Source organism: Burkholderia sp. AU17457 (genome assembly GCF_002223255.1).
Taxonomy (GTDB): Bacteria; Pseudomonadota; Gammaproteobacteria; order Burkholderiales; family Burkholderiaceae; genus Burkholderia; species Burkholderia sola.
Genome location: NZ_NKFB01000004.1, coordinates 872,844 through 898,838, shown reverse-complemented (window position 1 = coordinate 898,838; position 25,995 = coordinate 872,844). Strand labels below are relative to the sequence as shown.

The following is a 25,995-nucleotide window of genomic DNA, read 5'->3' as shown; positions in this document are numbered from 1 at the left end:
GATCAGCCTCCGTAAGCGTCGAACAGCGCATCGAGCGCAGTGAGGCTCGATGCGAACGGCGCGCATTCGCGAAAGCCCTGCTGCAGGAACGCCTCGATGCGCGGGTAGAGCGCGATCGCGCGGTCGAGCTGCGCGTCGCGGCCGGGTGCGTAGGCGCCCACTGCGATCAGGTCGCGATTGCGCTGGTAGCGCGACAGCATCTGCTTGAACTGCCGCACGTGGTCGAGGTGCGTTTCGTCGATCAGCGCCGTCATCGCGCGGCTGATCGACGCCTCGATGTCGATCGCGGGATAGTGGCCGGCCTCGGCGAGCGCCCGCGACAGCACGATGTGGCCGTCGAGGATCGCGCGCGCCGAATCGGCGATCGGGTCCTGCTGGTCGTCGCCTTCGGTCAGCACCGTGTAGAACGCGGTGATCGAGCCGCCGCCTTCGGGCCCGTTGCCGGTGCGCTCGACGAGCGCCGGCAGCTTCGCGAACACCGACGGCGGATAACCCTTCGTCGCGGGCGGCTCGCCGATCGCCAGCGCGATCTCGCGCTGCGCCATCGCGTAGCGCGTCAGCGAATCCATCAGCAGCAGCACGTGCTTGCCCTGGTCGCGGAAATACTCGGCGAGCGACGTCGCGTACGCGGCGCCCTGCATCCGCAACAGCGGCGACACGTCGGCCGGCGCCGCGACGACGACCGAGCGCGCGAGTCCGTCCTCGCCGAGGATCTGTTCGATGAATTCCTTCACTTCGCGGCCGCGTTCGCCGATCAGCCCGATCACGATCACTTCCGCGCTCGTGTAGCGCGCCATCGTGCCGAGCAGCACCGACTTGCCGACGCCGGAGCCCGCGAACAGGCCCATCCGCTGACCGCGGCCGACGGTGAGCAGCGCGTTGATCGCGCGCACGCCGACGTCCAGCACGTGGTGGATCGGTTCGCGATCGAGCGGGTTGATCGACGGCGCCGACAGCGGCGCATCGACTTTAGACGCGAGCGGGCCGAGGCCGTCGAGCGGGCGGCCCGACGCGTCGACGACGCGCCCGAGCATCTCCCAGCCGACCGGCAGCCGCTTCGCGCCCGCGAGCGGGTCGGCGACGGGCGCGCTTTCGCGCGGCCACACGCGTGCGCCGGGCAGCACGCCGGCGACGTCGGTGGTCGGCATCAGGAACAGGCGATCGCCGGCGAAGCCGACGACTTCGGCTTCCGCGTGCGGCAGCGTGCTGCCGGGCGGCAGTTCGATCGTGCATTCGGCGCCGACCGACAGGCGCAGCCCGATCGCCTCGAGCACGAGGCCGGCCGCGCGCGTGAGGCGCCCGCACGGCCGCAGCGGCAGCGCGTGGCGGCTGCGCGCGGCAAGCCCGTTCAGATGCGTGCGCCAGTGCGCGAGATGCGGATTGTGCGGCGCGCGCGGGGCGGCGGCGACGCCGGCGGCCGCGGGGTCCGGCGTGGCATCGTGCGCGGCCGCCGGCCCGAACGACGCGAGTGCGAGCTCGCGTTCGAGCGGCGTCATGCCGTCGTGCGCGAGCGCGTCGGGTGAGCGCGTCACCACGTGCTCACCTTGCCGATCGCGGCGGCGACGCGCTGCCAGCGCGTGGGCAGCGTCGCGTCGACCTCGCCGGTCGCGGCGTGCGCGCGGCAGCCGCCGCGCTCGATCGACGCGTCGGTGCGCACGTTCCAGCCGAGCGTGTCGAGATCGTCCTGGAGATACGCTTCGACGACGGGCAGGTCGGCCGGATTGACCGCGAGATGCGGCGCGCCGGACAGCGCGGGTTCGGCCGCGAGCACGTCGCGCACGGCGGCGACCAGCGCGGCCGGGTCGTGCTTCACGTGCTGGCGCACGACCTGCTGCGCGATGTCGAGGGCGAGCTGCGCGAGGTCGGACGCGAGATCGTGTTCGACGGTCGCTACGGCTTCGCGGAACGACGCGGCGAGCGCCGCGAGCTGCGCGGCCTGTTCGCGTGCGTCGGCCTGGCCGGCCTCGAATCCCTGTTCGCGGCCCTGCTCGAAACCGGCCTGGTAGCCGCGCGCCTGGCCTTCGACGTGGCCGGCCGCATGGCCTTCGGCGTGCGCGGCGTCGCGCACGCGCTGCAGTTCCTCGGCGAGCGCCGCGGCGGCGGCGGCCGCGTCGTCGGGCGGCGGCGGGGGCGGCGGCGGGTCGAACGACGCCATCTCCCACCGCTGGTACGCGGTGAGGGTGCCCACGCGATCGCTCGCCGAATCAGACATACGCGTCTTCCGCCTTGCCGCCGATCGCGATCGCGCCGCTCTCGGCCAGGTTGCGCACGATCTGCAGGATGCGGCGCTGCTGCGTCTCGACGTCGGACACGCGTACCGGGCCGCGCGCGTCGAGATCCTCGGCGAGCAGCTCGGCCGCGCGCTGCGACATGTTCGCGAGGAACTTCTGGCGCAGCGCGGGTGGTGCACCTTTCAGCGCGATGATCAGCGTTTCCGACTCGACTTCCTTGAGGATCATCTGGATCGCGCGATCCTCGAGGTCGAGCAGGTTCTCGAACACGAACATCTGGTCGATGATCTTCTGCGCGAGATCGGCGTCGTACTGGCGCACGCTTTCGAGCACGCCTTCCTCGTGCACGCTCGTCATGAAGTTCAGGATCTCGGCCGCGGTGCGGATGCCGCCCATCGGGCTGCGCTTCAGGTTGTCGCTGCCGGACAGCAGGCCCGTCAGCACGTCGTCGAGCTCGCGCAGCGCGGCCGGCTGGATGCCGTCGAGCGTCGCGATCCGCAGCAGCACGTCGTTACGCAGCCGTTCGGTGAAGCACGACGCGATTTCGGAGGCCTGGTCGCGGTCGAGGTGCACGAGGATCGTCGCGATGATCTGCGGATGCTCGTTCTTGATCAGTTCGGCCACCGCGGCCGAATCCATCCATTTGAGGCCCTCGATGCCGCTCGTGTCGCTGCCCTGCAGGATGCGGTCGATCAGCACGCCGGCCTTGTCCTCGCCGAGCGCCTTCGTCAGCACCGAGCGGATGTACTCGTTGGAATCGAGCGACAGCGCGGTGTGCTGCTCGGCTTCCTTCACGAACTCCTGCAGCACGTCCTCGACCTGCTCGCGCGTGACGTTCTTCAGCGCGGCCATCGCCACGCCGATCTTCTGGACCTCGCGCGGCGCGAGGAACTTGAATACCTGCGCGGCCTCTTCCTCGCCGATCGACATCAGCAGCAGCGCGCTCTTGGTCAAGCCTTCAGCGTTCATCGGACACCCAGTTCTTCACGACGGTGGCGACGATCTTCGGATCCTGGCGGGCGATCGTGCGCGCGTAGTCGAGGTTGCGTTCGTAGCGGTTCTTCTCGTTTTCGAAGCCCAGCAGCAGCGGATCGGGTTCGTCGGCCGCCTTCTCCAGCGCGGGCAGGCCGTCGAGCGCGACCGTGTCTTCCGGCGCCGCGAGCGCCGGCGCGGCCGGCTCGGGCGGCGGGAACGCGCGCCGCATCGCCGGGCGCACGAACATGAAGTAGAGCGCCGCCGCGGCCGCCGCGATGCCGAGCCACTTCGCGGCTTCCTTCGCCATCGCGATCACGTCGGGCTGGCGCCACCACGGCAGGTCGGCATACGGGTCGCTCGCGGTCGAGAACGCGCTGTTCACGACGTTCACCGAGTCGCCGCGCTTCGCGTCGTAGCCCATCGCATCCTTCACGAGCTGTTCGACCTGCGCGAGCTTCGCGGGCGGCAGCGGCTGCATCGTGACGTGGCCCTTCGCGTCGGCGACCGGCTGGTAGTTGACGACGACCGCGACCGACAGCCGCTTCACGCTGCCCATCGGCTGTTCGGTATGGCGGATCGTCTTGTCGAGCTCGTAGTTGGTCGTCTGGTCCTTGCGATCGCTGACCGGCGTGGTCTGCGGCGCGTTCTGGCCGTTGCCGGCGACGATCGGCGCGGAAGCCGGCTGCGGCGGCGTGTTCGACAGCGCGCCCGGCACGCCCGACGCGCCGCCCTGCGCGAGCTCGGTCGAGCTGCTGGTCTGCTGGCTGCGGATCGCGGATTGCTGCGGATTGCCGTTCGGGCCGTAGCTTTCGGACGTCTGCTCGATCTTCGAGAAATCGAGATCCGCGCTGACCTGCGAGCGCGCGTTGCCGGCGCCGAAGATCGGCGCGAGGATCGCGTCGATGCGCTTCTGCGTGTTGTGCTCGACCTGCTGCACGTACTTGAGCTGGCTTGCGTCGAGGCCGGACGCGGACGCGGTCTGGGTCAGCAGGTTGCCGTCCTGGTCGACGATCGTCACGTTCTTGGCCGGCATGTCGGGCACGCCGGACGACACCATCCGCGTGATCGCCTGCACCTGGCCCTCGTCGAGCACGCGGCCCGGGTAGAGGTCGACGAACACCGACGCGCTTGGCGCTTCCTTGTCGCGCACGAACACCGACGGCTTCGGGATCGCGAGATGCACGCGCGCGCCGCGCACGGCGTTGATCGATTCGATGGTGCGCTGCAGCTCGCCTTCGAGCGCGCGCTGGTAGTTGATCTGCTCGGCGAACTGGCTGATGCCGAATTTCTGGTTGTCCATCAGCTCGAAGCCGACCGAGCCGCCCTTCGGCAGCCCCATCGCGGCGAGCTTCAGGCGCGTCTCGTGCACCTGGTTCGACGGCACGAGGATCGCGCCGCCGGCATCGGCGAACTTGTAGGGGACGTTTGCCTGCTGGAGCGCGGCGATGATCGCGCCGCCGTCGCGGTCCGACAGGTTGCTGTACAGCACGCGGTAGTCGGGGGCCCGGCTCCACAGCACGAGCGCGGTGATCGCGGCGATCGCGAACGCGACGGCGATCACGAACGGCAGCTTCGGGTTGCCCTTCATCCGCGAGATGCCGGGAATGCGTTCGGCGAAGCCGCCAAGGCCGAAGTCCGCGCCTGCGCCGCCCGCGCCCGGCAACGCGGCGGCCGCGGCGGCGCCTGGCGCCGGGCTGAGGCCCGCGCGGGCGTCTGGGTTGATCAGCGAGTTGGCCTGCGAATCCATGCGTCGAGTTTCTCCGGAGCGGGACGACTGAGCTCGCTCGGACGAGCGGGCGGACAATGACACGATGCGATTATCGTGACCCGCGGCGCACTCCGATCGTCCGAAAAGAGCGGGGTTTCCCCCGTACTTTCGCGGCTTTGACGCGCGCCGCGCTGCTATCCTTTTTCGCGATCCGGCATGGTGCGCGTGGTGCGGCGCCGGCGGGTCGCCCGGTGCGTCCGGGTCTCTTCTCTATGTCTGGGGACAGCATGACTGCGAACGTCAGCGGAATCGGTTCGGTGTTGCAACAGATGCAGTCGATGGCCGCGCAGGCGTCCGGCGGCGTCGCGAGCCCGACGGCGGCGCTGGCCGGCTCGGGCGCGGCGACGGCCGGCACGTTCGCGAGCGCGATGAAGGCGTCGCTCGACAAGATCAGCGGCGACCAGCAGCACGCGCTCGGCGAGGCGAAGGCGTTCGAGGTCGGCGCGCCGAACATCTCGCTGAACGACGTGATGGTCGACATGCAGAAAGCCAATATCGGCTTCCAGTTCGGGCTCCAGGTCCGCAACAAGCTAGTGAGCGCTTACAACGACATCATGCAGATGTCCGTGTGAGGGGCCGTCACGCGACGGGCATCCGGGGCGGGCATTCGGGGACGGCTAACCGGCGACGGGCATCCAGGGACAGTTCCGGGCTTGCGCAACGGGGCCGGCGAGCCGGCATCGGACGCCCGGCGGCAGCCCCGCGCACCTAAAGCTTTTCAAATCCCTTCCGATAACTCCGGTGAAAGCCGCACCGTGCGATACACGGCGGCGGTTCCCGACTAGCCAACGCAAATAACGAGGAGAAGCGCATGTTTTCCCCAGGACACGCTGGAGCCAGTGCGTACGCGCGTGTCGGCGTCGAGACCGGGGTGATGGGCGCCTCCCCGCACCGGCTGATCGCGATGCTGTACCAGGGCGCGCGGCAGGCGATCGCGCTGGCGCGCATGCATTTGCAGCAGGACAACGTCGGCGGGCGCGGCGAAGCGATCGGCAAGGCGATCAGGATCGTCGAGAGCGGCCTGCAGGCGTCGCTGAACCGCGACGCGGGCGGCGAGATCGCCGAACGGCTCAATGCGCTGTACGCGTATATCGGCCGGCGCCTGCTGGAAGCGAACGCGCAGGCGAGCGACGCGATGCTGGTCGAGGTCGACGGCCTGCTCGCGACGCTCGAGGAAGCATGGACGGGCATCGCCCCGGAAGTCGCGCGGATGGCCGCGCAACAGGTAGCGGAAGCATCACGATGAATCACAAGGCCGAATACTTCGCGCGTTACGAGGCGCTCGCCGCCGTGTCGGGCCGGATGCTGTGCGCCGCGCGCGGCGCCGACTGGAACGCGTTGCCGGAGTTGCAGGCCGAATTCATGCAGCTCGTCGACGGGTTGAAGGAGGCCGATCCCGGCGTCGTGCTCGACGAATCGGATCTCGGCCGCAAGCTCGACCTGATCCGCCGCATCCTCGCCGACGACGCCGCGATCCGCGATCTCGCGAGCCCGGACGTCGCGCGGCTGTCCGCGCTGTTCGAGGCGCGGCGCTCGACCCAGGTATTGACCGATCTCTATCGCGCGCGCGGGTAGGGCCGCGTGCCGGGCGACCGGCGCAAGGCGCCCGGGCCGGCGCCGCACGCGGCGCGCGCTGTTCCCGTGGGCGGCACCGGCGTGCCGTGCCCGGATTCGCAACCAGCTGGCTGAGGTGAGCAGGCTCCGATCATGACCGGTATCGACTCCGTTGCGGCCGCGCTGCTGGCGAGCCGCCTCGACAGCCTGCTGACCGACACCGTATCGGCGCCCGCCGGCGGCGGCGCGACCGCGCAGGTCGGCACGCCGGGCGCCGGCGCGTCGTCCCCGCTGCCGGCCGGCAGCCCGCCCGCCGCGCCGCCGGCTTCCACGCAGACCGCGCTGTCCGATGTCGGACGCGTGCTCGACGCGATCTCGCGCTCGGGCGGCGATGCAACGCCGGCGATCGTCGGCCGGCTCCCGCTGCTTGCCGATCCCGCCGTGCTGCTCACCGATACGCCGGTGCCGGCGCGTGCGCCCGCTGCGCCCGCTGCGCCCGGTCCCGCAGCGTCTTCCACGCCGGCTGCCGATCCTGCGTCGTCCGCCACGGCAGTGCGCGGCGAGGCCGCGCCGCCGCCGGTCGCGACGTTGCGTGCGGCGTTGGCGCAGGCCGTGAGCGAAAGCGGCCTCTTCTACGAATCCCATCTCGCGCAATGGCTGGCCGGCCAGCGTCCGCTCGCGGCGCTGATGCGCGAGCCGCAGGCACGCCTCGCGACCGCGCTCGCGCCGGCCGACCCGGCAGCCGTCCCGCACGAATCGACCGACGTGCTCGACGAACTGCTCGCGCAGCGCCCGCCGCCGCCGGCCGCCGCGCGGGCCAGTGCGCCATCGCCGGTCCCGGGCGGCGCACCGGCACGCGACCCCGCGCAGGCCGCACCGGCATCGACCCGGGCGGGCGCGTCGTTGCCGCCCGATACCGCCGATCCGCTGGCTGCGCACGCCGATACGCGCTGGCCGCTCGTGCGCGCCGAGCCGGCCGCCGCATCGTCCGATCCGCAGGCGCAGCCGCTCGCGACCGTGCATCCGGCCGCCGTGCCGCTCGTTCGGCAGCAACTCGATGCGCTCGCGACCGACCAGTTTCGCTGGACCGGCGAGGCGTGGCCCGGCGCGCGGCTCGACTGGACGATCGAACCCGACGAGCCGGGCCACCGCGCGCCGCGCGGCGGCGACGACGCCGGCGACGGCATCGCGTGGCGCACGCGCCTCACGTTGACGCTGCCGTCGCTCGGCACGGTCGATGCCGAACTGGTGCTGAACGGCGCGCAGCTCGTCGCCCGGCTGCGCGCGAACCAGACGGGCGCCGACCGTCTCACACGCCACGAAGCGGCGCTGCGGCAGCGGCTCGAAGGCTCGGGGCTCAAGGTGGGCGGGTTGTCGATCCGCGCGGTCGACGACGGGCCGGACGGCTTCGACCTGTTCGCCGCCCAGGCAGCCGCCGCCGCGTATGCGCGCGGCGCGGCCGGCGGCCCCGGCCTGCGGGTGCCGGGCGACGATGACGAGGCGCTGCGATGAGCATGACGTCCCGCAAGCGCGCGGCCGCGCTCGTCTACGACCCGAAAGGCGGCGACGCGGCGCCGCGCGTGGTCGCCAAGGGCTATGGCGTGCTCGCCGAGATGATCGTCGCGCGCGCGCACGATGCGGGGCTGTACGTGCACACGGCGCCGGAGATGGTGTCGCTGCTGATGCAGGTCGATCTCGACGACCGGATTCCGCCGCAGCTCTATCAGGCAGTCGCCGACCTGCTCGCGTGGCTGTACGCGCTCGATCGCACCGAGCCCGCGCCGAACGACGCCGCGCCGCGTTTCCCGTTGCCGCCGTTGCGCTGAACGGCCTGCCGTCGGGCGGCTTCTGACGGATGGTGTCCGTGGTCAGCGGGATCATTCCGCCGGCATTTTGCGTCTATCAATCGGCATCGTGTCGCAACGCATGCCTTTCTTGCGCGTTCGCGCGCGCACTGAACCTGCTGCTCCGTACGCGCACGGATTGAGCCGCCTTCCGATTTATGTAATGATATCCATTCTCATTTTCATGTTGCCCGGGCGGCGCGCATTCCCTGCGCGCCGCCCGTCGTTTTGAACGAATGGATACCTTCGCGTGAACGCGCCCGAAACGATCGACCCGCCCAAGACGGGCATGCCGCGCGCCGGCGTCACCGTGCTGCACCCGGCGGGCCGCCCGCTGAACGACGACGAGCTGGCCGCACGCCGTCAGCGCTCGCGCCGCGCGACCTTCATCAAGTGGCTGCGCAAGGTGCACGGCTGGGTCGGGCTGTGGGGCGCGGTGCTCGGGCTGCTGTTCGGCGTGACGGGCGTGGTGCTGAACCACCGCGCGCCGCCGCTGAAGATCTCGACCGGCGAGCCGCAGGTGGAGGAGATGCAGATCGCGCTGCCGGATCCGGTGCCGAAGACGCCCGCCGCGATGACGAAGTGGCTCCAGCAGGAGCTGCATTTCGACGGCAAGCCGGGCCGCATGCGCAAGGAGCCCGCGCAGGCCGTCGCGTGGGGCGACAAGCGCGTGATGCAGCCCGAGCACTGGCAATTCGGCGTGTTCGGGCCGCACCAGAACCTGCAGGGCGAATACTGGGTCGGCAACGGCTACGTGTCGGTGAAGCGCACGGGCAACACGTTCCTGACGACGCTGAACAACCTGCATCGCGGCGTCGGGATGAATCTCGGCTGGGTGCTGCTGATGGATACGATCGCGGGCTCGCTGATCCTGCTGTCGCTGACGGGCGTGCTGCTGTGGACCGAGCTGAACAAGCGCCGCACGGTCGGCGTCGTGCTGGTGGTGGGTTCGGTCGCCGCCGCGCTGGCTGCCGGCCTGACCTGACCTGACCTGACCGACGGTCGCGCCGGCCGGGCCAGCGCCCGGCGCACGCGCGGCCGCCCGCCACCGCGGGTCAGAGCCCGCAGGCCGCGCCGCTGTTCGCCGCGATTTCGCGCGCGGCCTTCGCGCCTTCGACCTGCAGGATCGTCGGCAGCGACACGTTGTTCTTCGCGGCGGTGATCTCCGCGAGAATCGAAATCGCGATTTCCGGCGGCGTCCGGCTGCCGATGTAAATGCCCGCCGGCCCGTGCAGACGGGCCAGTTCTCCTTCGCTCAGATCGAATTCGCGCAGCCGCTCGCGCCGCGCCGCGTTGTTGCGTCGCGAGCCGAGCGCGCCCACGTAGAACGCGGGCGTCTTCAGCGCCTCCATCAGCGCGAGATCGTCGAGCTTCGGGTCGTGCGTGAGCGCGATCACGGCCGAACGCGCATCGAGCTTCATGTCGAGCACCGTATCGTCGGGCATCGTATGCACGACGCGCGTGAGCGGCACGTCCCACGCATCCGTGTATTCGTCGCGCGGATCGCATACCGTCACCTGATAGTCGAGCCCGACCGCGATCTGGCACAGATAGCGCGACAACTGGCCGGCGCCGATCACGAGCATCCGGTAGCGCGGCCCGTGGATCGTCACGAGTCGTTCGCCGTCGAACGCGAGCCCGTCGGTCGCCTGCGCGGGCGACAGCGACGCGCGGCCGGTCGCGAGCGTCATCGTGCGCGTGACGAGGCGGCCGGCCTCGACTTCGGCGCACAGCGCGGCGATCCCGCTGTCGCGCGTGAGCGGTTCGAGCACGAGCTGGATCGTGCCGCCGCACGGCAGCCCGAAGCGGTGCGCTTCCTCGGCCGTCACGCCGTACTTGAGGGCTTCCGGCCGCGCATCGGCCGCGATGCCGCTCGCATGCACGCGGGCGATCAGGTCGTCCTCGATGCATCCGCCGGACACGGACCCGACCACCAGGCCGTCCTCGCGCACCGCGAGCATCGCGCCTTCGGGGCGCGGCGACGAGCCCCACGTCTTCACGACCGTCACGAGCAGCACGCGGCGCCCTTCTTCGAGCCAGCGCGCGCTGGATTTCAGTACATCGAGATCGACGCTTTCCATCGTGTTTTCCTGTTGCCGGACGGCGAGCCGCGCGCCGCCGTCGTTCGATGGCGGGATTATGAACCGGCCGGCGCGCGCGTGCAGGCGGCGCGCTGGCCGGCGCCGGCAAATCCGGAGGATCGGGCAAGAGATCGCGACGATCGGACAGTGATCGCGCGCGGGCGGACGGTTCGGGGAAAGGACGCGTGCGGGGCCGCTACGGGCCCCGCGTGCGATTTGTCATGGCGCACCGCGGAAGGCGCGCCATGAACGGCGCTCAGTGCGCGTCGGGATGGCCGTGCGCGAGCTTCGAGTGGTGCCGCGAGTACAGGAAGTAGATCACGAGGCCGATCACGAGCCAGATGCCGAACGCGGCCCACGTGACGGGCTGCAGGTTCAGCATCAGGAACAGGCACGACGCGACCGCGAGGATCGGCACCACGGGCACGCCCGGGCAGCGGAACGCGCGCGGCAGCTCGGGGTGCGTGCGGCGCAGCACGAGCACGGCGATCGACACCATCGAGAACGCCGCGAGCGTGCCGATGTTGATCAGCTCGGCGAGCACGTTGAGCGGCACGAGCGCGGCGATCAGCCCGAAGAACAGGCCGACCAGCCAGGTCGTCAGGAACGGCGTCGCAAAACGCGGATGCACGCGCGACAGCGCAGCCGGCAGCAGCCCGTCGCGCGACATCGCGAAGATCACGCGCGTCTGGCCGTAGCTCATCACGAGGATCACGGTCAGCATGCCGAGCACCGCGCCGAGATCGATGAAGCCCGCGACCCACTTCTCGCCGGCGACCTGCAGCGCGTACGAGATCGGGTGCGAGATGTTCGCGTACTGGGCCGACGGCACGATGCCGGTCGCGACCGCGGCGACCGTCACGTACAGCACCGCGCATACCGCGAGCGACGCGATGATGCCGATCGGCAGATCGCGCTTCGGGTTCTTCACTTCCTCGGCCGCCGACGACACCGCATCGAAGCCGATGAACGCGAAGAACATCACGGCGGCCGCGCCGAACACGCCGTTCCAGCCGTGCGGCATGAACGGCTTCCAGTTCGCGGGCGTCACGTGGAACAGGCCGACCGCGATCACGAGCAGCACGACCGACACCTTGATGAACACCATGATGTTGTTGATGCGGGTCGATTCGCGGACGCCGATCGACAGCAGCGTCGTGATCACGATCATCACGAGGAACGCGGGCAGGTTGAACCACGTGGCGACGCCGGGCACCGCGCCGGGCGCGGCCGTCAGCACGGTCGGCAGCGACAGCCCGAAGCCCTGCAGCAGCGATTGCAGGTAGCCCGACCAGCCGACCGACACGGCCGACGACGCGAGGCCGTACTCGAGCATCAGGTCCCAGCCGATGATCCACGCGACGAGCTCGCCGAGCGTCGCGTACGAATACGTGTAGATCGAGCCGGCGACGGGGATCGACGACGCGAATTCCGCATACGACAAGGCGGCCAAGCCGCACGCGATCGCGGCGATCACGAACGACAGCATCAGGGCGGGGCCGGCCTGGACGGCGCCGGTGCCGGTCAGCACGAAAATGCCGGTGCCGATGATCGCGCCGATGCCGAGGAACGTGAGGTCGATCGCGCCGAGCGCTTTCTTGAGCCCGGCGGCTTGCGCGCCGGCGATCATGCGATCGACGTTTTTCTTGCGGAAGAGAGACATTGCGGATGAATCGCCAGCACGCGCAGGCACGGCGCGCCGACTGAGTGAAAACCGATAATTTTAGCTGATTTGGCGTGCAAGCCCCGTTGCGGTGCAGCGGCGCGCCGCGGAATCGTCCAAAAAAACAAGCGTTTGCGCGCGACACGGGCGCGCTCGGGCGCCGCGCGGCGCTCGCCGCGTCGCCGGATCGGACGAATTCGGGGCCGGCCGGGCAATCAGGCGCCGGCCGTGGGCGCCATGTCGACGAGCCGGTTGCTCATCACGTAGAACGTGAGTTCCGCGTTGTTCGACAGCCGCATCTTCTCGAGCAGCCGCGACCGGTACACGCTGACCGTCTTCACCGACAGCGACAGCGTGTTCGCGATATCGGTGAGCCGCTTGCCCGACGCGAGCATGCAGAGCGTCTGGTATTCGCGATCGGACAGCTTCTCGTGCGGCAGCGGCTCGTTCTCGAACGACACGTATTCGGCGAGCGCCTCGGCCATCGCGGGGCTCACGTACTTGCGGCCGGCCGCGACCTGCTGGATCGCGCCGATCATCTGCGCGGCGTTGACCGTCTTCGACAGGTAGCCGGACGCGCCGGCCTTCAGCGCACGCACCGCGTACTGATCCTCGCGGTACATCGAGAACATCAGCACCGGCGTGCGCGTCAGCTTGCGCTTGAGGCGCTTGAGCACCTCGATGCCGTTCGTGTCGGGCAGCGAGATGTCGAGCAGGATCACGTCGAATTCCTGCTTGTCGACGGCGGCCATCGCGTCGCCGCCGTTTTCGGCCTCGGTCACGTCGCGCGCGACGCCGCGGTCGATCAGCAACTGGCGGATCCCTTGCCGGACGATCGCGTGATCGTCCACGAGCAGGATGTTCAGGCTCATCGCGACCTCACGAAAGCGACGTGCGGCGTGCCGCGGCAGGCACCGCGAGCAGCGAATCCCACGCGAAGCGTGCGGTGACGCGCGTGCCGCGGCCGGTGGCCGGCGCGGCCGCCTCGAAGCTGCCGCCGAACGCCTCGCAGCGGGCGCGCATGCCGGCCAGGCCGTAGCCGCTGCGGCGGTGCCGGGCGAAACCGGTCCCATCGTCGGCGACACTGAGCGACAGGTGCGTGCCGTCGGTGGCGATCCGGACGTCGACCGACGTCGCGCGGGCGTGTTTCGCGACGTTCGACAGCGCTTCCTGCGCGACGCGGAACACCGCGAGCGCGCTCGCGCCGGCGAGCTGCGTCAGGCGGGCGTCGGCCGCGCATACGAAGCTCGTGCGCAGGCCCGTGCGTGCCGCATGGGTATCGATCCACGACGCCAGCGCGCCGACCATGCCGGCGTCCAGCGCCGGCGTGTCGCGCTCGTCGATGAGCCGGCGATTCGCGTCGGTCGCGGCGTCGAGCGCCTGCTGCGCCAGCGCCAGCGCGCGCAGGCAGCCTTCCGGCGCATCGGCCGGCAGCCACGTTTGAACGTTTGCGAGCGCGAAGCGGGCGGCGGTCAATTCGGCGCCGAGCCCGTCGTGCAGCTCGCCGGCCAGATGGCGGCGGGCCGCTTCGTCGGCGGCGAGAAGCTGGGCGGAAAGTGCCGCGATCCGTGCGGCGGACGCGTCGCGTTTCGACGCGGCGTCGGCCACCGGCGGAGTAGCAGCGCAGCCAGGCATGCGCTGCCGCGACGGGAACGGGGCGTGGGCGCCCGAGGGCGCGTTAAGCGACGTATCCATGACTCTCCCTGCTGTCAGAAAGCGGTTCAGACACCGGCTGGCTGCGTGGGCTGGCTGCCGTTTCGATGACGGTCGCCGCCGGAGAATCGCTCCATGCCGAGGTAACAAAAGTTACGTCTTGTAACACTTGCATCCGACCCTTTCAAGCTCATCCAAACGGCAACCACGCGCGCCGAATAATATCTCAAAAATTCTGAAAAGGTCATGTCGGGCGGACATTTAAGGGTAAATGTGAATAATCGGAATGAAGGTGTTGTAGGAAAAACACTGACACCCGAGCGCCCGAGGATGACGTATCAAAATGTAACTATTTGAGATGGAATGGTCCCAGTTTGTTACGAATTCGCCAAGTCCGGACGAAAAAAAACCGGAGCTTTTGCTCCGGTTGTTGATGACGCGCAACGAGGGCCCGTTATTGGCGGGAACAAGCCCCCAAGGGATCGATCAGTCCACGAACGCGCGCTCGATCACGTAATGACCCGGTGCGCTGTTCTTGCCTTCGACGAGGCCGGCCTGCTTCAGCAGCTCGGTCGTGTCCTTCAGCATCGCGGTGCTGCCGCACAGCATCACGCGGTCGTTTTCCGGCGAGAACGCCGGCACGCCGAGATCCGTGAACAGCTTGCCCGTCGCGATCAGGTCGGTGATCCGGCCCTCGTTGTCGAACGCTTCGCGCGTGACCGTCGGGTAGTAGACGAGCTTTTCCTTGATGATGTCGCCCAGGTACTCGTGGCCCGGCAGGTCGTGCTTGATGTAGTCCATGTACGCGAGCTCGCCCTTCAGGCGGCACGTGTGGGTCAGGATCACCTTGTCGAAGCGGTCGTAGATGTCCGGATCGCGGATGATCGACATGAACGGCGCGAGGCCCGTGCCCGTCGACAGCATCCACAGCGTCTTGCCCGGCAGCAGGTTGTCGGCGACCAGCGTGCCCGTCGGCTTCTTGCCGATCAGCACCGTGTCGCCCACCTTCAGGTGTTGCAGGCGCGACGTCAGCGGGCCGTCCTGCACCTTGATGCTGAAGAATTCGAGATGCTCTTCGTAGTTCGGGCTGACGATCGAGTAGGCGCGCGCGAGCGGCTTGCCGTCGACTTCGAGGCCGACCATCGTGAATTCGCCGTTGTTGAAGCGCAGGCTCGCCTCACGGGTGCAGGTGAAGCTGAAAAGCGTGTCGGTCCAGTGATGGACGGATTGGACGGTGGCGGTGTCGTATTTGCTCATGGCTTTGAAAACGGACGCGCGTGGCGAACGCGTGTAACGGGCCCAAAAAATGGGCAAAAACCGAGTGCGACGGCCCGATCGCGGATCGGCCGGCTGGCGCGTCGGACACGCGCCTTCTCGATGACAGACGTTTGAGGAACTCGTTATTTTACCCTGTCGACGCGGATCGCGGGCTTGACCCCCGCGGCTGCGCGGATTTGGCGCAACATATCCTTTCAACATGCTTTCGGTGGTCGGCCGCGTGATTCGCGGCCCATGCGGCGCGCTCCGGCGGCCCGTGACCGGGCCGCGGCCGGCGGCGCGCGTTACCGCGGATCGAGGCGCAGGCGCGCGATGTACGGCAGGTGGTCCGACAGCCACGCGGCTTCGCCGGACGGCGCGCGCCATTCGAGCGGCGTCAGGCCGCGCACGAACATCTTGTCGAGCGCGAGCGCCGGCGAGAACGCGGGGAACGTGCGGCCCGATTCGCCGAGCAGCGTCGCGACCTCGGACAGCCCGATCTCGCCGAACAGCGCGACCGAATCGTTGCGCCAGTCGTTGAAGTCGCCGGCGAGCATCAACGGGTCGTCGCCCGCGTTGCGCTCGATCCAGTGCGCGATCCAGTGCATCTGGCGCAGCCGCGCGGCGCGCGTGAGCGCGAGGTGCGCGCACAGCAGCGTCACCGGGCGCGCGCCGGCGAGCGTCGCGCGCGCGACCAGCAGCCCGCGCCGCTCGAAGCGGTGCGCGGAGATGTCCCAGCGGCCGCCGAGGTCGAGCGGATGCGGCGACAGGATCGCGTTGCCGTGCCGCCACGACGGCTTGAACACGTTCGGCCCGAGCGCGATCTGCCAGTCGAGCGCCTGCGCGATCTCGGTGGCCTGGCAATGCCACACGTCGTCGACCGTGTCGTCCATTGGCGCGCCGAAGCCCGGTGCGAGCATCGGGCGCGGCATGCGGCGCGCCATCGCTTCCTGCAGGAAATACACGTCGGCGTGGGTCGACTGCATCCAGTCGCGCATCGCGTTCCACGCGGTGAAGCCGAGCGGCGAGCGCCCTTTGTGCAGGTTCCAGCTGACGGCGGTGATTTCGTCGGGCGCGGCGTGCGGCTCGGCGAACGGCAAGGAGAGGGCGTCGGCGGACATGACGTTCAATCCTTCGCGACGTGCGCGCGCACGCGGTACACGAGATGCGGATGCTGCTCGACGAGCGTCCAGTCGGTCCACGCGTCGCCGCCGACCGCGAGGCCGGGGTGGCTCGCGACGATTTGCCGCGGTGACGCCGGCACGCACGGATCGCCGCGCGTCGCGTTTTCGTCGTCGAGCGTTTCCTGCACGTCGAGCCCGAGCGACACGGTATTCGCGCCGGCGTCGACGGCGAGCGGCGCGACCGTCACCGAGCGCGCGCGCTCGGTCGGCACGACGCGCGCGGCAGTGCCGCAGCCGACCGGCACGGACGACGGATAGCGATGGGTATCGGTGCGGGACTGGCCCACGGTGGTGTTTTGCTGGAACGTGTCGATCGTCTGACCGTCGCGCACCACCTGGATTTCCCATGCGACGACGGCCGGCGCGGGGCTCTGCGCATGGGCGGCGAGCACGACGCTCGCAAGCAGGACGGCCAGGCCGTGTTTCAGCATGAAACGTCTCCGGAAACGCGGGATAGCGGGGAACGGACGCCCATCTTACGCCCGATCGATTTCGGTCGCGATGTGACGGGACGTGCCGCGACAGGTTCGCAGCACGATGCGGTCCTGCTCGACAGGTAGGGCCGCGTCATGCGTTTTCAAGCGAAAAAACGCGTGAACTCGGCGACGCTCGCGCGCTCGGTGACGAGGCGGTTCTCGATCGCGTCGGGATCCGCATGGCCGAGCGACATCCCGCAGACGAGCAGCTCGTTGGCGGGGATGTCGAGATGTTCGGCGACGATCCGGTGAAACGGCACGAATGCGGCCTGCGGGCACGTATCGAGGCCGCGGGCGCGCGCGGCCGTCATCACGCCTTGCAGGAACATCCCGCAGTCGAGCCATGCGCCGTGCGTCATGACCCGGTCCAGCGTGAAGAACAGCGCGACCGGCGCATCGAAGAAACGGAAATTGCGCGCGTGCTGCGCGTGCATGCGCGCCTTCTCGTCGCGGCGGATGTTCAACAGGCCGTACAGGTCCCAGCCGACCTTGCGGCGCCGGTCGATATACGGCGACACCCATTCGCGCGGGTAGTAGTCGTATTCGGCGACGTATTTCTCGTCGCGCGCCGGATCGTCGTAGGCCGCGGTGAGCGCGGCGGCGAGCGCGTCGCGCGTGGCGCCCGTCGCGACGTACACGCGCCACGGCTGGATGTTGGTGCCGGACGGCGCGCGGCTCGCGGCTTCGAGGATCGCCTCGATCGTGTCGCGCGGCACCGGCGTCGGCAGGAACGCGCGGACCGCGCGACGCGACTTGAGCGCGGCGTCGACGGCATCGACGGAACGGATCGCGTCGGAATCGACGCGCGGCGAAGCGGGGGGAACGGGCATCGGCATACCTTCGGGCGGCGAGGCGTCAGGCGAAGTGCGGGGCGGCGCGCGAGCGGCGCGCGGGCGCGATCGGCGAGCCCGCCGCGAGCGTCGTGAACGTTCGATCATACGCCGCGGCGCCCGGCCGTGCAGCGTGCGCGCGCTGTTAGCAGCAGACTCCCCCGGCTGCTTGCTTGCACGGCGATGCGGGATCGTTACACTGAAATCGTAAGGGTCTGATGAGTGTATGACGGCAAGTGCAGCGAGGTGGGTATGACGACGGCGATGGTGAAACAGGAACTGGCGGTGGCGTCCTTCAGCACGGTGTACGACCTCGAGCAGGTCGAGACGGCGCTGAGCGACCTGAACGAGAGCGCGAGCGACGCACTGCGCTCGACCTACGAGCGGATGCTCAAGACGGGGAATCTGCGCTTCTGCGTGAAGCCGAACCGGATGCCGTCGTTCGACGCGCTCGGCGAAGCGTTGCCGAATTTCGGCGAGCCGCTCGACGACGTGCGCAAGCAGATCGCACTGTGTCTCGAAACGGAGGATCGGCTCGAACTGATGCCGATCCTGCTGCTCGGGCCGCCCGGGATCGGCAAGACGCATTTCGCGAAGGCGCTCGCGCAGTTGCTCGGCACCGCGTACCACTACGTGCCGATGAGTTCGCTGACGGCCGGCTGGATCCTGTCGGGCGCGTCGTCGCAATGGAAGAACGCGAAGCCCGGCAAGGTGTTCGACGCGCTCGTGAACGGCAGCTACGCGAACCCGGTGATCGCGGTCGACGAGATCGACAAGGCCGGCAGCGATGCGCAATACGATCCGCTCGGCGCGCTGTATGCGTTGCTCGAGCACGACACCGCGCGCGCGTTCGTCGACGAATTCGCGGAAGTGCCGATCAACGCGGGCAACGTGATCTGGATCGCGACCGCGAACGACGCGCAGGCGATTCCGGAGCCGCTGCTCAACCGGATGAACGTGTACGAGATCGCGGCGCCCGACGCGGCCGGCGCGCGCCGCATCGCGCAGACGATCTACGACGAGATCCGCACGTCGCACGCGTGGGGGCGGCGTTTCCCCGAGACGCTCGGCGACGATGCGCTCGACGTGCTGGCCGCGACGCCGCCGCGCACGATGCGCCGCGCGCTGCTGCACGCGTTCGGCGCCGCGCGGCTCGACGGCCGCGACGCGATCGGGCCGGCCGACATCCGCGCCGACGAAGGCGCGGCGAAGCGCCGGCCGATCGGCTTCTGACGCCGCCTCGCGCGGTCCGGCTGCGGCGCGCGCGCGGGGTGTTCGTTGCGCGCCCGGCCGCATCGTTGTTCGCACCGTCGCGACACGATGCGCACGCGTTCGGCAAGCGGGCGAACCGGGACGTACAATTCTTCTCTCTCCCTTCGACGCGCGGGCAGCGCGAAAAGCCATGGAGCAGACGGATTGTGTCGTGATCGGCGCGGGTGTCGTCGGTCTGGCGATTGCGCGCGAGCTGGCCGCGCGCGGGCGTGAAACGATCGTGCTCGAGGCGGCCGACGCGATCGGCACGGGCACGAGTTCGCGCAACAGCGAGGTGATTCACGCGGGGCTCTACTATCCGCGCGGGTCGCTGAAGGCGACGTCGTGCGTGCACGGGCGCGACCTGCTGTACGAATTCTGCGACACGCATCACGTGCCGCACCGGCGCACCGGCAAGCTGCTGGTCGCGACGAGCGCCGCGCAAGTGAAGCAGTTGAAGGCGATCGGCGCGCGCGCGGCCGAAAACGGCGTGCTCGACTTGCTGCCGCTCACGCGCGCCGAGGCGCAGACGCTCGAGCCCGCACTCGAATGCGTGGAGGCGCTGTTCTCGCCGTCGACCGGCATCGTCGACAGCCACCAGCTGATGCTCGCGCTACTCGGCGATGCCGAACGCGACGGCGCCGTGTGCGCGCTGCAATCTCCGGTCGAGTCGATCGACGTGCTGCGCGGCGGGCGCTTCATCGTGCGCACCGGCGGCGCCGCGCCGACCGAGATCGACGCGTCGTGCGTGATCAACAGCGCGGGGCTCGGCGCGCAGGCGCTCGCGCACCGCACGCGCGGCCTCGATCCGCGCTGGGTGCCGCCGCTCTATCTCGCGCGCGGCAATTATTTCAGTCTGTCGGGCCGTGCGCCGTTCTCGCACCTGATCTACCCGATGCCCGATCGTGCGGGGCTCGGCGTGCACCTGACGTTCGATCTCGGCGGGCAGGCACGCTTCGGCCCGGACGTCGAGTGGTGCGATGCACTGCGCTACGAAGTCGATCCGGCGCGCGCGGGCGCGTTCTATGCGTCGATCCGCGCATTCTGGCCGGGCCTCCCCGACGACGCGCTGCAGCCGGCGTACGCGGGCATCCGGCCGAAGGTCGCGGGGCCCGGCGAGCCGCCGGCCGACTTCATCGTGCAGGGCGCCGCGCAGCACGGCGTGCGCGGGCTCGTGAACCTGTTCGGCATCGAGTCACCGGGGCTCACCGCGTCGCTCGCGCTCGCGCAGCGGGTGGGCGACATGGTGTCGCGCGCGTGACGCACGGCCCGCCGCCGTGCGGGCCGGCCGGATGGAACCCGTGTGAAATCCCTTATCTCCGGCATTTCGGCGCGCACATTTATTCGCTTGAGCGTTATTCTGTTGGACGCCGTCGCCAGAACGGCTTTCAAACCGATAACGTTGGAGCGAGTCCCCCATGAAAACATCCCGTCGGAGTTTCCTGATTACGAGCATTGGCGCGGTCTCCGCGCTGGCGCTGTCGCGCGAAGCGCTGGCCGATGCGCCGATGCTGTCGGAAACCGATCCGACCGCGGTGGCGCTCGGCTACAAGGCCGATGCCACGAAGGTCGACAAGACGAAGTACCCGAAATACGCAGCGGGCCAGGATTGCGCGGCCTGCATGCTGTACCAGGGCAAGAAGGGCTCGGCTTCGGGCCCGTGCGGCGCGTTCCCCGGCAAGCAGGTGTCGGCGAAGGGCTGGTGCAGCGCTTTCTCGAAGATGGGTTGAGGCCCGTGCGGCATCGTGCGATGCCGCAATGCGGCGAAAACCGCAACACGCTCGCTGTCGTTCGATGGCGGGCGTTTTTTTATGCTTGAAAACGGTTCCGTCGCTTTCTACACTCGCTGCACACCAGCGCGCCGCGGTACCCCGCGCGCCGAACCGCCCGATACGGCGAATCCACGAGGACGAGGCACGCATGGCGACGATTGCGAATTCAACGAAAACGGCCCGGCCCGAGCGCGCGCTGAACCGGCGCGCCGTCGTGGCCGCCGTGATCGGCAATGCGCTCGAGTGGTACGACTTCACGGTGTTCGGCTTCATGACGGTCGTGATCGCCGAGCTGTTCTTTCCCACCTCCAGCGAATACTCGTCGCTGCTGCTGACCACCGCGACGTTCGGCGTCGCGTTCTTCATGCGCCCGATCGGCGGGATCGTGTTCGGGCTGTACGCGGACCGTGCGGGCCGCAAGGCCGCGCTGTCGCTCGTGATCCTGCTGATGACGGCCGGCATCTTCCTGCTCGCGATCGCGCCGCCCTATGCGGCGATCGGCATCGGCGGCCCGCTGCTGATCGTGCTCGGCCGCCTGCTGCAGGGCTTCTCCGCGGGCGGCGAATTCGGCAGCGCGACGGCGCTGCTGATCGAAGCGGCGCCATTCTCGAAACGCGGTTTCTATGGCAGCTGGCAGATGGCGAGCCAGGCGGGCGCACTGCTGATCGGCGCGCTCGTCGGCGCGGCCGTCACGCGCGGGCTGTCGCACGACGCGCTGCGCAGCTGGGGCTGGCGCGTGCCGTTCGTCCTCGGGCTCGTGATCGGCCCGATCGGCTTCTACATCCGCCGTCATCTCGCGGATTCCGAAGCATTCCTGCATGCGCAGCAGAGCGCGCGCCGCGCGACGCTCGGCGAAGTGTTCACGCGCCATCCGCGCGAGGTGCTGTGCGGGCTCGGCTCGGTGATCGCGCTCACCGTGACGATCTACGTGCTGATCAGCTATCTGCCGACCTTTGCGGTGAAGCAGCTGAAGCTGCCCTATGCGGAATCGTTCTACGCGGTGATCGTCGGCAACCTGCTGCTGATGGTGCTGTCGCCGGTCGCGGGCGCGTGGTCGGATCGCATCGGCCGCAAGGGGCTGTCGCTGTGGTCGCTCGCGCTGACGCTCGCGCTGATGTATCCGCTGTTCGCGTGGCTCGACGCGGCGCCGAGCATCGGGCGGCTGATTGCGGTGCAGGCCGTGCTGTCGGTGACGCTCGCGGGCTACTACGGGCCGTTCGGCGCGATGATCGCCGAGCTGTTCCCGGCCAACGTGCGCTCGACCGGGCTGTCGATCGCGTACAACGTCGCGGTGATGCTGTTCGGCGGCTTCGGCCAGTTCATCGTCACGTGGCTGATCAAGGTGACCGGCACGCCGCTCGCGCCGACCTACTACGTGATGGCGGGAATCGCGCTGTCGATCGTCGCGGTCGCGTTCGTGCCCGCGCGCAACGCCGACCTCGACGCGCCGGCGTGACGGCATGACGATTTGAAGACGATCATCGAATCGTTTCGCAAAACGCAATGATGTGCTGCGCAACGCGGGGAAACGGTGCGGCGCCCCGTTCGTGTTCGCACCCGAATTGTTTAGTCGTCGAACGAAACATGCGCGAAATGCACGAAATTGTCGCTCGCGCGCGTTGTCGCATTTTTTACCCCCACTAAAAATCGGCAAAAACCCGGCGGGCATCTAGAAGAGTTTTTTCTCCAGCTTGTTGCCGCATCGTTAGCTCAAGTAATATCCGCGTACGCCGGACCCTGGCGGGACCGGTTCCGATCTGGAGACCTGGAGGAAACATGGAATACAACCGTCTGTTGCACACCCTGCGTGTTACCGCCATGGCAGGCGTGGCAGCGGCATCGCTCGGCGTCGCGGGCTCTGCATTCGCACAGATCCCGAACAAAACGCTCGTCTACTGCTCAGAAGGCAGCCCGGCGGGTTTCGATTCCGCGCAATTTACGACCGGCGTCGATTTCACCGCCGCCACGTTCACCGTCTACAACCGCCTCGTCGAATTCGAGCGCGGCGGCACGAAGGTCGAGCCCGGCCTCGCCGAGAAGTGGGACGTGTCGTCCGACGGCAAGGTGTACACGTTCCACCTGCGCCACGGCGTGAAGTTCCACACGACCGACTTCTTCAAGCCGACGCGTGAATTCAACGCGGACGACGTGCTGTTCTCGTTCCAGCGCATGCTCGACCCGAACAATGCGTTCCGCAAGGCGTACCCGGTGTCGTTCCCGTACTTCACCGACATGGGCCTCGACAAGCTGATCACGAAGATCGAGAAGGTCGATCCGTACACCGTGAAGTTCACGCTGGCCGAGCCGAACGCGCCGTTCATCCAGAACATGGCGATGGAATTCGCGTCGATCCTGTCGGCCGAATACGGCGACCAGCTGATGAAGGCCGGCAAGGCCGCCGACATCAACCAGAAGCCGGTCGGCACGGGCCCGTTCATCTTCCGCAGCTACACGAAGGATGCGACGATCCGCTTCGACGGCAATCCTGATTACTGGAAGAAGGGCGAAGTGAAGCTGTCGAAGCTGATCTTCTCGATCACGCCGGATCCGGGCGTGCGCGTGCAGAAGATCAAGCGCAACGAATGCCAGGTGATGAGCTATCCGCGCCCGGCCGACATCGCGACGCTGAAGGCCGATTCGAACGTCGACATGCCGTCGCAGGCCGGCTTCAACCTCGGCTACCTCGCGTACAACGTCGAGCACAAGCCGGTCGACAAGCTCGAAGTGCGTCAGGCGCTCGACATGGCGATCAACAAGAAGGCGATCCTGGAATCCGTCTACCAGGGCGCCGGCCAGGCCGCGAACGCGCCGATGCCGCCGACCCAATGGTCGTACGACAAGAACCTGAAGCTGCCGGCCTACGACACCGCGAAGGCGAAGGCGCTGCTCGCGAAGGCAGGCTTCCCGAACGGTTTCGAGATCACGCTGTGGGCGATGCCCGTGCAGCGCGCGTACAACCCGAACGCGCGCCTGATGGCCGAGATGATCCAGGCCGACTGGGCGAAGATCGGCGTGAAGGCGAAGATCGTCACGTATGAATGGGGCGAGTACATCAAGCGCGCGCACTCGGGCGAGCAGGACACGATGCTGATCGGCTGGACGGGCGACAACGGCGACCCCGACAACTGGCTCGGCACGCTGCTCGGCTGCGAGGCGATCAAGGGCAACAACTTCTCGCACTGGTGCTACAAGCCGTTCGACGAGCTGGTCCAGAAGGGCCGCACGACGACGGGCCAGGACGCGCGCACGAAGCTCTACACGCAGGCGCAGCAGATCTTCGCGCAACAGCTGCCGTTCTCGCCGATCGCGAACTCGACCGTCTACCAGCCGGTGCGCAAGAACGTGGTCGACATGCGGATCGAACCGCTCGGCTATGCGCGTTTCGACGGTGTCAGCGTGAAGTAACCGGGCTGGCGTAAGCTGTCGTCATTGAGAAAACCGGCTTGAAATCATCCGGCGGCGAGGGGCCAAAAGCCCTTCGTCGCCGGTCGCACATTTCCCACAAGAAAATACGAGACGCATCATGTTCAGATTCGTGTTGCGCCGCGTGGGGATGGTGATCCCGACTTTCATCGGCATCACCATCCTGGCGTTTGCGCTGATTCACCTGATACCGGGCGACCCCATCGAAGTGATGATGGGCGAGCGCGGCGTCGATCCCGCGATGCACGCGGAGGCGATGAAACGCCTCGGGCTCGACCAGCCGCTGCCCCTGCAGTACATCCACTACATCGGCCGGGCGCTGCATGGCGACCTCGGCATGTCGATCATCACCAACACGAGCGTCGCGGGCGAGTTCTTCGCGCGCTTCCCGGCGACCGTCGAACTGTCGCTGTGCGCGCTCGTGTTCGCGCTCGTGGTCGGGCTGCCGGCCGGCGTGATCGCCGCGCTGCGGCGCGGCTCGGTCGTCGATCACGGCGTGATGGGCACCGCGCTCACCGGCTATTCGATGCCGATCTTCTGGTGGGGGCTGATCCTCATCATGGTGTTCTCGTCGTATCTGGGCTGGACGCCCGTGTCGGGGCGCATCGCGGTCGAATACGATTTCCCGCACCCGACCGGCTTCATGCTGATCGACGCGCTGCTCGCGCCGGATGAAGGCTCGTTCAAGTCGGCGGTGAGCCACCTGATCCTGCCCGCGATCGTGCTCGGCACGATCCCGCTCGCGGTGATCGCGCGGATGACGCGCTCGTCGATGCTCGAGGTGCTGCGCGAGGACTACATCCGCACCGCCCGCGCGAAAGGGCTGTCGCCCGTGCGCGTGGTCGTCGTGCATGCGCTGCGCAATGCGCTGATCCCGGTCGTCACCGTGATCGGCCTGCAGATCGGCACGCTGCTTGCTGGCGCCGTGCTGACCGAGACGCTCTTTTCGTGGCCCGGCGTCGGCAAGTGGCTGATCGATGCGATCGGCCGCCGCGACTATCCGGTCGTCCAGGGCGGCATCCTGTTGATCGCGACGCTCGTGATCGTCGTGAACCTGGTCGTCGACCTGCTGTACGGCGTGCTGAATCCGCGCATCCGCCACACGAGGTAATTCCATGAGCAATCTGCAAAATACCCTGCCGACCGAATCCGCGCCGGCCGGCGGCCGTGCGCTTGCGCTACGCGAGTTCTGGGCCAACTTCTCGCGCAACCGCGGCGCCGTCGGCGCGGGCATCGTCGTGATCGTGCTGATCGCAGTCGCGCTGCTCGCGCCGCTGATCGCGCCGCACAGCCCGGTCGAGCAATACCGCGACTACGTGAAGATTCCGCCCGCGTGGCTCGCCGGCGGCAACTGGCAATTCGTCCTCGGCACCGACGAAGCGGGCCGCGACATCCTTTCGCGGCTGATGTTCGGCGCGCGGATGTCGTTCTGGATCGGCTTCGTGTCGGTCGTGCTCGCGCTGATCCCCGGCATCGTGCTCGGGCTCGTCGCCGCGTTCTTCCAGAAGTGGGCGGACACGCCGGTGATGCGCATCATGGACGTGCTGCTCGCGCTGCCGTCGCTGCTGCTCGCGGTCGCGGTCGTCGCGATCATCGGCCCGGGCCTCACCAACACGATGTTCGCGATCGCGATCGTCGCGCTGCCGGCCTACGTGCGTCTCACGCGCGCATCGGCGCTCGGCGAGCTGCAGAAGGAATACGTGACCGCGTCGCGCGTGGCCGGCGCCGGCACGCTGCGCCTGATGTTCTCGCAGGTGTTGCCGAACTGCACGGCGCCGCTGATCGTGCAGGCGACGCTCGGCTTCTCGTCGGCGATCCTCGACGCGGCCGCGCTCGGCTTCCTCGGCCTCGGCGTGCAACCGCCGACCGCCGAGTGGGGCGCGATGCTCGCTTCCGCGCGCGACTACATCGACAACGCATGGTGGATCGTGACGATGCCCGGCCTGTCGATCCTGATTTCGGTGCTCGCGATCAACCTGCTCGGCGACGGGCTGCGCGACGCGCTCGATCCCAAACTGAAGCGGATGGCATGA

25 protein-coding genes are annotated in these 25,995 nt (G+C 68.6%); 13 read left to right on the top strand and 12 right to left on the bottom strand.

The annotated features are described in order from the left end of the window. Window positions 1–2: 2 nt before the first annotated feature. The 4 genes from fliI to fliF are packed head-to-tail and all read right to left on the bottom strand — an operon-like array spanning window position 3 to window position 4,953. The gene (gene fliI / locus CFB49_RS16580; RefSeq protein ID WP_249190670.1) at window positions 3–1,496 is read right to left on the bottom strand and encodes a flagellar protein export ATPase FliI; all 1,494 of its coding nucleotides are present in this window, start codon (window positions 1,494–1,496) and stop codon (window positions 3–5) included. Window positions 1,497–1,528: 32 nt separating this feature from the next. Further along, window positions 1,529–2,212 carry a flagellar assembly protein FliH gene (gene fliH / locus CFB49_RS16575; RefSeq protein ID WP_050014222.1) on the bottom strand — a complete coding sequence of 228 codons (684 nt, stop codon included), beginning with the start codon at window positions 2,210–2,212 and terminating at the stop codon, window positions 1,529–1,531. Then, window positions 2,205–3,200, bottom strand: coding sequence for a flagellar motor switch protein FliG (gene fliG, locus CFB49_RS16570; protein ID WP_050014223.1), 996 nt, complete (start codon window positions 3,198–3,200; stop codon window positions 2,205–2,207). Before fliG ends, fliH begins: the two co-directional genes overlap by 8 nt. Continuing rightward, window positions 3,190–4,953, bottom strand: coding sequence for a flagellar basal-body MS-ring/collar protein FliF (gene fliF / locus CFB49_RS16565; RefSeq protein WP_089435755.1), 1,764 nt, complete (start codon window positions 4,951–4,953; stop codon window positions 3,190–3,192). The genes fliG and fliF overlap by 11 nt, the downstream gene beginning before the upstream one ends. Window positions 4,954–5,201: 248 nt before the next feature. Between fliF and fliE the strand changes: the two genes are divergently transcribed. The 6 genes from fliE to CFB49_RS16530 all read left to right on the top strand — a co-directional run bounded on the left by fliE (window position 5,202) and on the right by CFB49_RS16530 (window position 9,357). Beyond that, window positions 5,202–5,546 carry a flagellar hook-basal body complex protein FliE gene (gene fliE, locus CFB49_RS16555; protein ID WP_006486991.1) on the top strand — a complete coding sequence of 115 codons (345 nt, stop codon included), beginning with the start codon at window positions 5,202–5,204 and terminating at the stop codon, window positions 5,544–5,546. Window positions 5,547–5,785: 239 nt separating this feature from the next. Then, window positions 5,786–6,220, top strand: coding sequence for a flagellar export chaperone FliS (gene fliS / locus CFB49_RS16550; RefSeq protein WP_089491773.1), 435 nt, complete (start codon window positions 5,786–5,788; stop codon window positions 6,218–6,220). Continuing rightward, window positions 6,217–6,549 (top strand): flagellar protein FliT, encoded by a 333-nt coding sequence (locus CFB49_RS16545; RefSeq protein WP_069620973.1) that lies wholly within the window; start codon window positions 6,217–6,219, stop codon window positions 6,547–6,549. Before fliS ends, CFB49_RS16545 begins: the two co-directional genes overlap by 4 nt. 132 nt (window positions 6,550–6,681) lie before the next feature. Continuing rightward, entirely contained in the window at window positions 6,682–8,040 is a 1,359-nt protein-coding gene (gene fliK, locus CFB49_RS16540; RefSeq protein WP_089491772.1) for a flagellar hook-length control protein FliK, read from the top strand. Continuing rightward, a complete protein-coding gene (locus tag CFB49_RS16535; protein WP_069620975.1) occupies window positions 8,037–8,354 on the top strand; it encodes an EscU/YscU/HrcU family type III secretion system export apparatus switch protein in 318 nt (105 codons plus the stop codon). The genes fliK and CFB49_RS16535 overlap by 4 nt, the downstream gene beginning before the upstream one ends. Before the next feature lie 268 nt (window positions 8,355–8,622). Then, entirely contained in the window at window positions 8,623–9,357 is a 735-nt protein-coding gene (locus tag CFB49_RS16530) for a PepSY-associated TM helix domain-containing protein (protein ID WP_089491771.1), read from the top strand. Between the two features lie 70 nt (window positions 9,358–9,427). Here CFB49_RS16530 and CFB49_RS16525 read toward each other — a convergent pair whose 3' ends face one another. The 8 genes from CFB49_RS16525 to CFB49_RS16490 form a co-directional block, all read right to left on the bottom strand. Next, the gene (locus tag CFB49_RS16525; protein ID WP_069620977.1) at window positions 9,428–10,453 is read right to left on the bottom strand and encodes an XdhC family protein; all 1,026 of its coding nucleotides are present in this window, start codon (window positions 10,451–10,453) and stop codon (window positions 9,428–9,430) included. A 256-nt stretch (window positions 10,454–10,709) separates the two neighbouring features. Further along, on the bottom strand, window positions 10,710–12,116 hold the full coding sequence (locus CFB49_RS16520; RefSeq protein ID WP_069620978.1) for an amino acid permease: 1,407 nt from the start codon (window positions 12,114–12,116) through the stop codon (window positions 10,710–10,712). A 215-nt stretch (window positions 12,117–12,331) separates the two neighbouring features. Then, entirely contained in the window at window positions 12,332–12,988 is a 657-nt protein-coding gene (gene rqpR / locus CFB49_RS16515; RefSeq protein WP_069620979.1) for a response regulator transcription factor RqpR, read from the bottom strand. Between the two features lie 7 nt (window positions 12,989–12,995). Then, a complete protein-coding gene (rqpS, locus tag CFB49_RS16510; RefSeq protein ID WP_069620980.1) occupies window positions 12,996–13,811 on the bottom strand; it encodes a quorum system sensor histidine kinase RqpS in 816 nt (271 codons plus the stop codon). 444 nt (window positions 13,812–14,255) lie between these two features. Beyond that, window positions 14,256–15,026 (bottom strand): ferredoxin--NADP reductase, encoded by a 771-nt coding sequence (locus CFB49_RS16505; RefSeq protein ID WP_050014236.1) that lies wholly within the window; start codon window positions 15,024–15,026, stop codon window positions 14,256–14,258. A 305-nt stretch (window positions 15,027–15,331) separates the two neighbouring features. Further along, on the bottom strand, window positions 15,332–16,147 hold the full coding sequence (locus tag CFB49_RS16500) for an endonuclease/exonuclease/phosphatase family protein (protein WP_089435863.1): 816 nt from the start codon (window positions 16,145–16,147) through the stop codon (window positions 15,332–15,334). 5 nt (window positions 16,148–16,152) lie between these two features. Further along, window positions 16,153–16,641 carry a hypothetical protein gene (locus tag CFB49_RS16495; RefSeq protein WP_069620982.1) on the bottom strand — a complete coding sequence of 163 codons (489 nt, stop codon included), beginning with the start codon at window positions 16,639–16,641 and terminating at the stop codon, window positions 16,153–16,155. A 146-nt stretch (window positions 16,642–16,787) separates the two neighbouring features. Continuing rightward, window positions 16,788–17,516, bottom strand: coding sequence for a nitroreductase (locus CFB49_RS16490; RefSeq protein WP_089491851.1), 729 nt, complete (start codon window positions 17,514–17,516; stop codon window positions 16,788–16,790). Between the two features lie 252 nt (window positions 17,517–17,768). Between CFB49_RS16490 and CFB49_RS16485 the strand changes: the two genes are divergently transcribed. The 7 genes from CFB49_RS16485 to CFB49_RS16455 all read left to right on the top strand — a co-directional run bounded on the left by CFB49_RS16485 (window position 17,769) and on the right by CFB49_RS16455 (window position 25,995). Continuing rightward, a complete protein-coding gene (locus CFB49_RS16485) occupies window positions 17,769–18,749 on the top strand; it encodes an AAA family ATPase (protein WP_069620983.1) in 981 nt (326 codons plus the stop codon). Between the two features lie 169 nt (window positions 18,750–18,918). Next, complete coding sequence (locus CFB49_RS16480; protein ID WP_089435751.1) at window positions 18,919–20,028, top strand: NAD(P)/FAD-dependent oxidoreductase; 1,110 nt, start codon at window positions 18,919–18,921, stop codon at window positions 20,026–20,028. A gap of 157 nt (window positions 20,029–20,185) precedes the next feature. Then, a complete protein-coding gene (locus CFB49_RS16475) occupies window positions 20,186–20,497 on the top strand; it encodes a high-potential iron-sulfur protein (protein WP_021163765.1) in 312 nt (103 codons plus the stop codon). Window positions 20,498–20,687: 190 nt separating this feature from the next. Further along, a complete protein-coding gene (locus tag CFB49_RS16470; RefSeq protein WP_089491770.1) occupies window positions 20,688–21,995 on the top strand; it encodes an MFS transporter in 1,308 nt (435 codons plus the stop codon). Between the two features lie 320 nt (window positions 21,996–22,315). After that, the gene (locus CFB49_RS16465) at window positions 22,316–23,944 is read left to right on the top strand and encodes an ABC transporter substrate-binding protein (RefSeq protein WP_069620986.1); all 1,629 of its coding nucleotides are present in this window, start codon (window positions 22,316–22,318) and stop codon (window positions 23,942–23,944) included. Between the two features lie 118 nt (window positions 23,945–24,062). Next, window positions 24,063–25,073 (top strand): ABC transporter permease subunit, encoded by a 1,011-nt coding sequence (locus CFB49_RS16460; protein WP_069620987.1) that lies wholly within the window; start codon window positions 24,063–24,065, stop codon window positions 25,071–25,073. A gap of 4 nt (window positions 25,074–25,077) precedes the next feature. Next, on the top strand, window positions 25,078–25,995 hold the full coding sequence (locus tag CFB49_RS16455; protein WP_069620988.1) for an ABC transporter permease subunit: 918 nt from the start codon (window positions 25,078–25,080) through the stop codon (window positions 25,993–25,995).

Coding starts and splice junctions, on each gene's coding strand:
- CFB49_RS16505 (WP_050014236.1), bottom strand. CDS start 15,026: ATGAGCAAATACGACACCGCCACCGTCCAATCCGTCCATCACTGGACC.
- CFB49_RS16500 (WP_089435863.1), bottom strand. CDS start 16,147: ATGTCCGCCGACGCCCTCTCCTTGCCGTTCGCCGAGCCGCACGCCGCG.
- rqpR (WP_069620979.1), bottom strand. CDS start 12,988: ATGAGCCTGAACATCCTGCTCGTGGACGATCACGCGATCGTCCGGCAA.
- fliK (WP_089491772.1), top strand. CDS start 6,682: ATGACCGGTATCGACTCCGTTGCGGCCGCGCTGCTGGCGAGCCGCCTC.
- CFB49_RS16475 (WP_021163765.1), top strand. CDS start 20,186: ATGAAAACATCCCGTCGGAGTTTCCTGATTACGAGCATTGGCGCGGTC.
- CFB49_RS16525 (WP_069620977.1), bottom strand. CDS start 10,453: ATGGAAAGCGTCGATCTCGATGTACTGAAATCCAGCGCGCGCTGGCTC.
- fliF (WP_089435755.1), bottom strand. CDS start 4,953: ATGGATTCGCAGGCCAACTCGCTGATCAACCCAGACGCCCGCGCGGGC.
- fliH (WP_050014222.1), bottom strand. CDS start 2,212: ATGTCTGATTCGGCGAGCGATCGCGTGGGCACCCTCACCGCGTACCAG.
- CFB49_RS16545 (WP_069620973.1), top strand. CDS start 6,217: ATGAATCACAAGGCCGAATACTTCGCGCGTTACGAGGCGCTCGCCGCC.
- rqpS (WP_069620980.1), bottom strand. CDS start 13,811: ATGGATACGTCGCTTAACGCGCCCTCGGGCGCCCACGCCCCGTTCCCG.
- CFB49_RS16495 (WP_069620982.1), bottom strand. CDS start 16,641: ATGCTGAAACACGGCCTGGCCGTCCTGCTTGCGAGCGTCGTGCTCGCC.
- CFB49_RS16535 (WP_069620975.1), top strand. CDS start 8,037: ATGAGCATGACGTCCCGCAAGCGCGCGGCCGCGCTCGTCTACGACCCG.
- CFB49_RS16480 (WP_089435751.1), top strand. CDS start 18,919: ATGGAGCAGACGGATTGTGTCGTGATCGGCGCGGGTGTCGTCGGTCTG.
- fliI (WP_249190670.1), bottom strand. CDS start 1,496: ATGACGCCGCTCGAACGCGAGCTCGCACTCGCGTCGTTCGGGCCGGCG.
- CFB49_RS16490 (WP_089491851.1), bottom strand. CDS start 17,516: ATGCCCGTTCCCCCCGCTTCGCCGCGCGTCGATTCCGACGCGATCCGT.
- fliE (WP_006486991.1), top strand. CDS start 5,202: ATGACTGCGAACGTCAGCGGAATCGGTTCGGTGTTGCAACAGATGCAG.
- fliG (WP_050014223.1), bottom strand. CDS start 3,200: ATGAACGCTGAAGGCTTGACCAAGAGCGCGCTGCTGCTGATGTCGATC.
- fliS (WP_089491773.1), top strand. CDS start 5,786: ATGTTTTCCCCAGGACACGCTGGAGCCAGTGCGTACGCGCGTGTCGGC.
- CFB49_RS16465 (WP_069620986.1), top strand. CDS start 22,316: ATGGAATACAACCGTCTGTTGCACACCCTGCGTGTTACCGCCATGGCA.
- CFB49_RS16455 (WP_069620988.1), top strand. CDS start 25,078: ATGAGCAATCTGCAAAATACCCTGCCGACCGAATCCGCGCCGGCCGGC.
- CFB49_RS16460 (WP_069620987.1), top strand. CDS start 24,063: ATGTTCAGATTCGTGTTGCGCCGCGTGGGGATGGTGATCCCGACTTTC.
- CFB49_RS16485 (WP_069620983.1), top strand. CDS start 17,769: ATGACGACGGCGATGGTGAAACAGGAACTGGCGGTGGCGTCCTTCAGC.
- CFB49_RS16520 (WP_069620978.1), bottom strand. CDS start 12,116: ATGTCTCTCTTCCGCAAGAAAAACGTCGATCGCATGATCGCCGGCGCG.
- CFB49_RS16470 (WP_089491770.1), top strand. CDS start 20,688: ATGGCGACGATTGCGAATTCAACGAAAACGGCCCGGCCCGAGCGCGCG.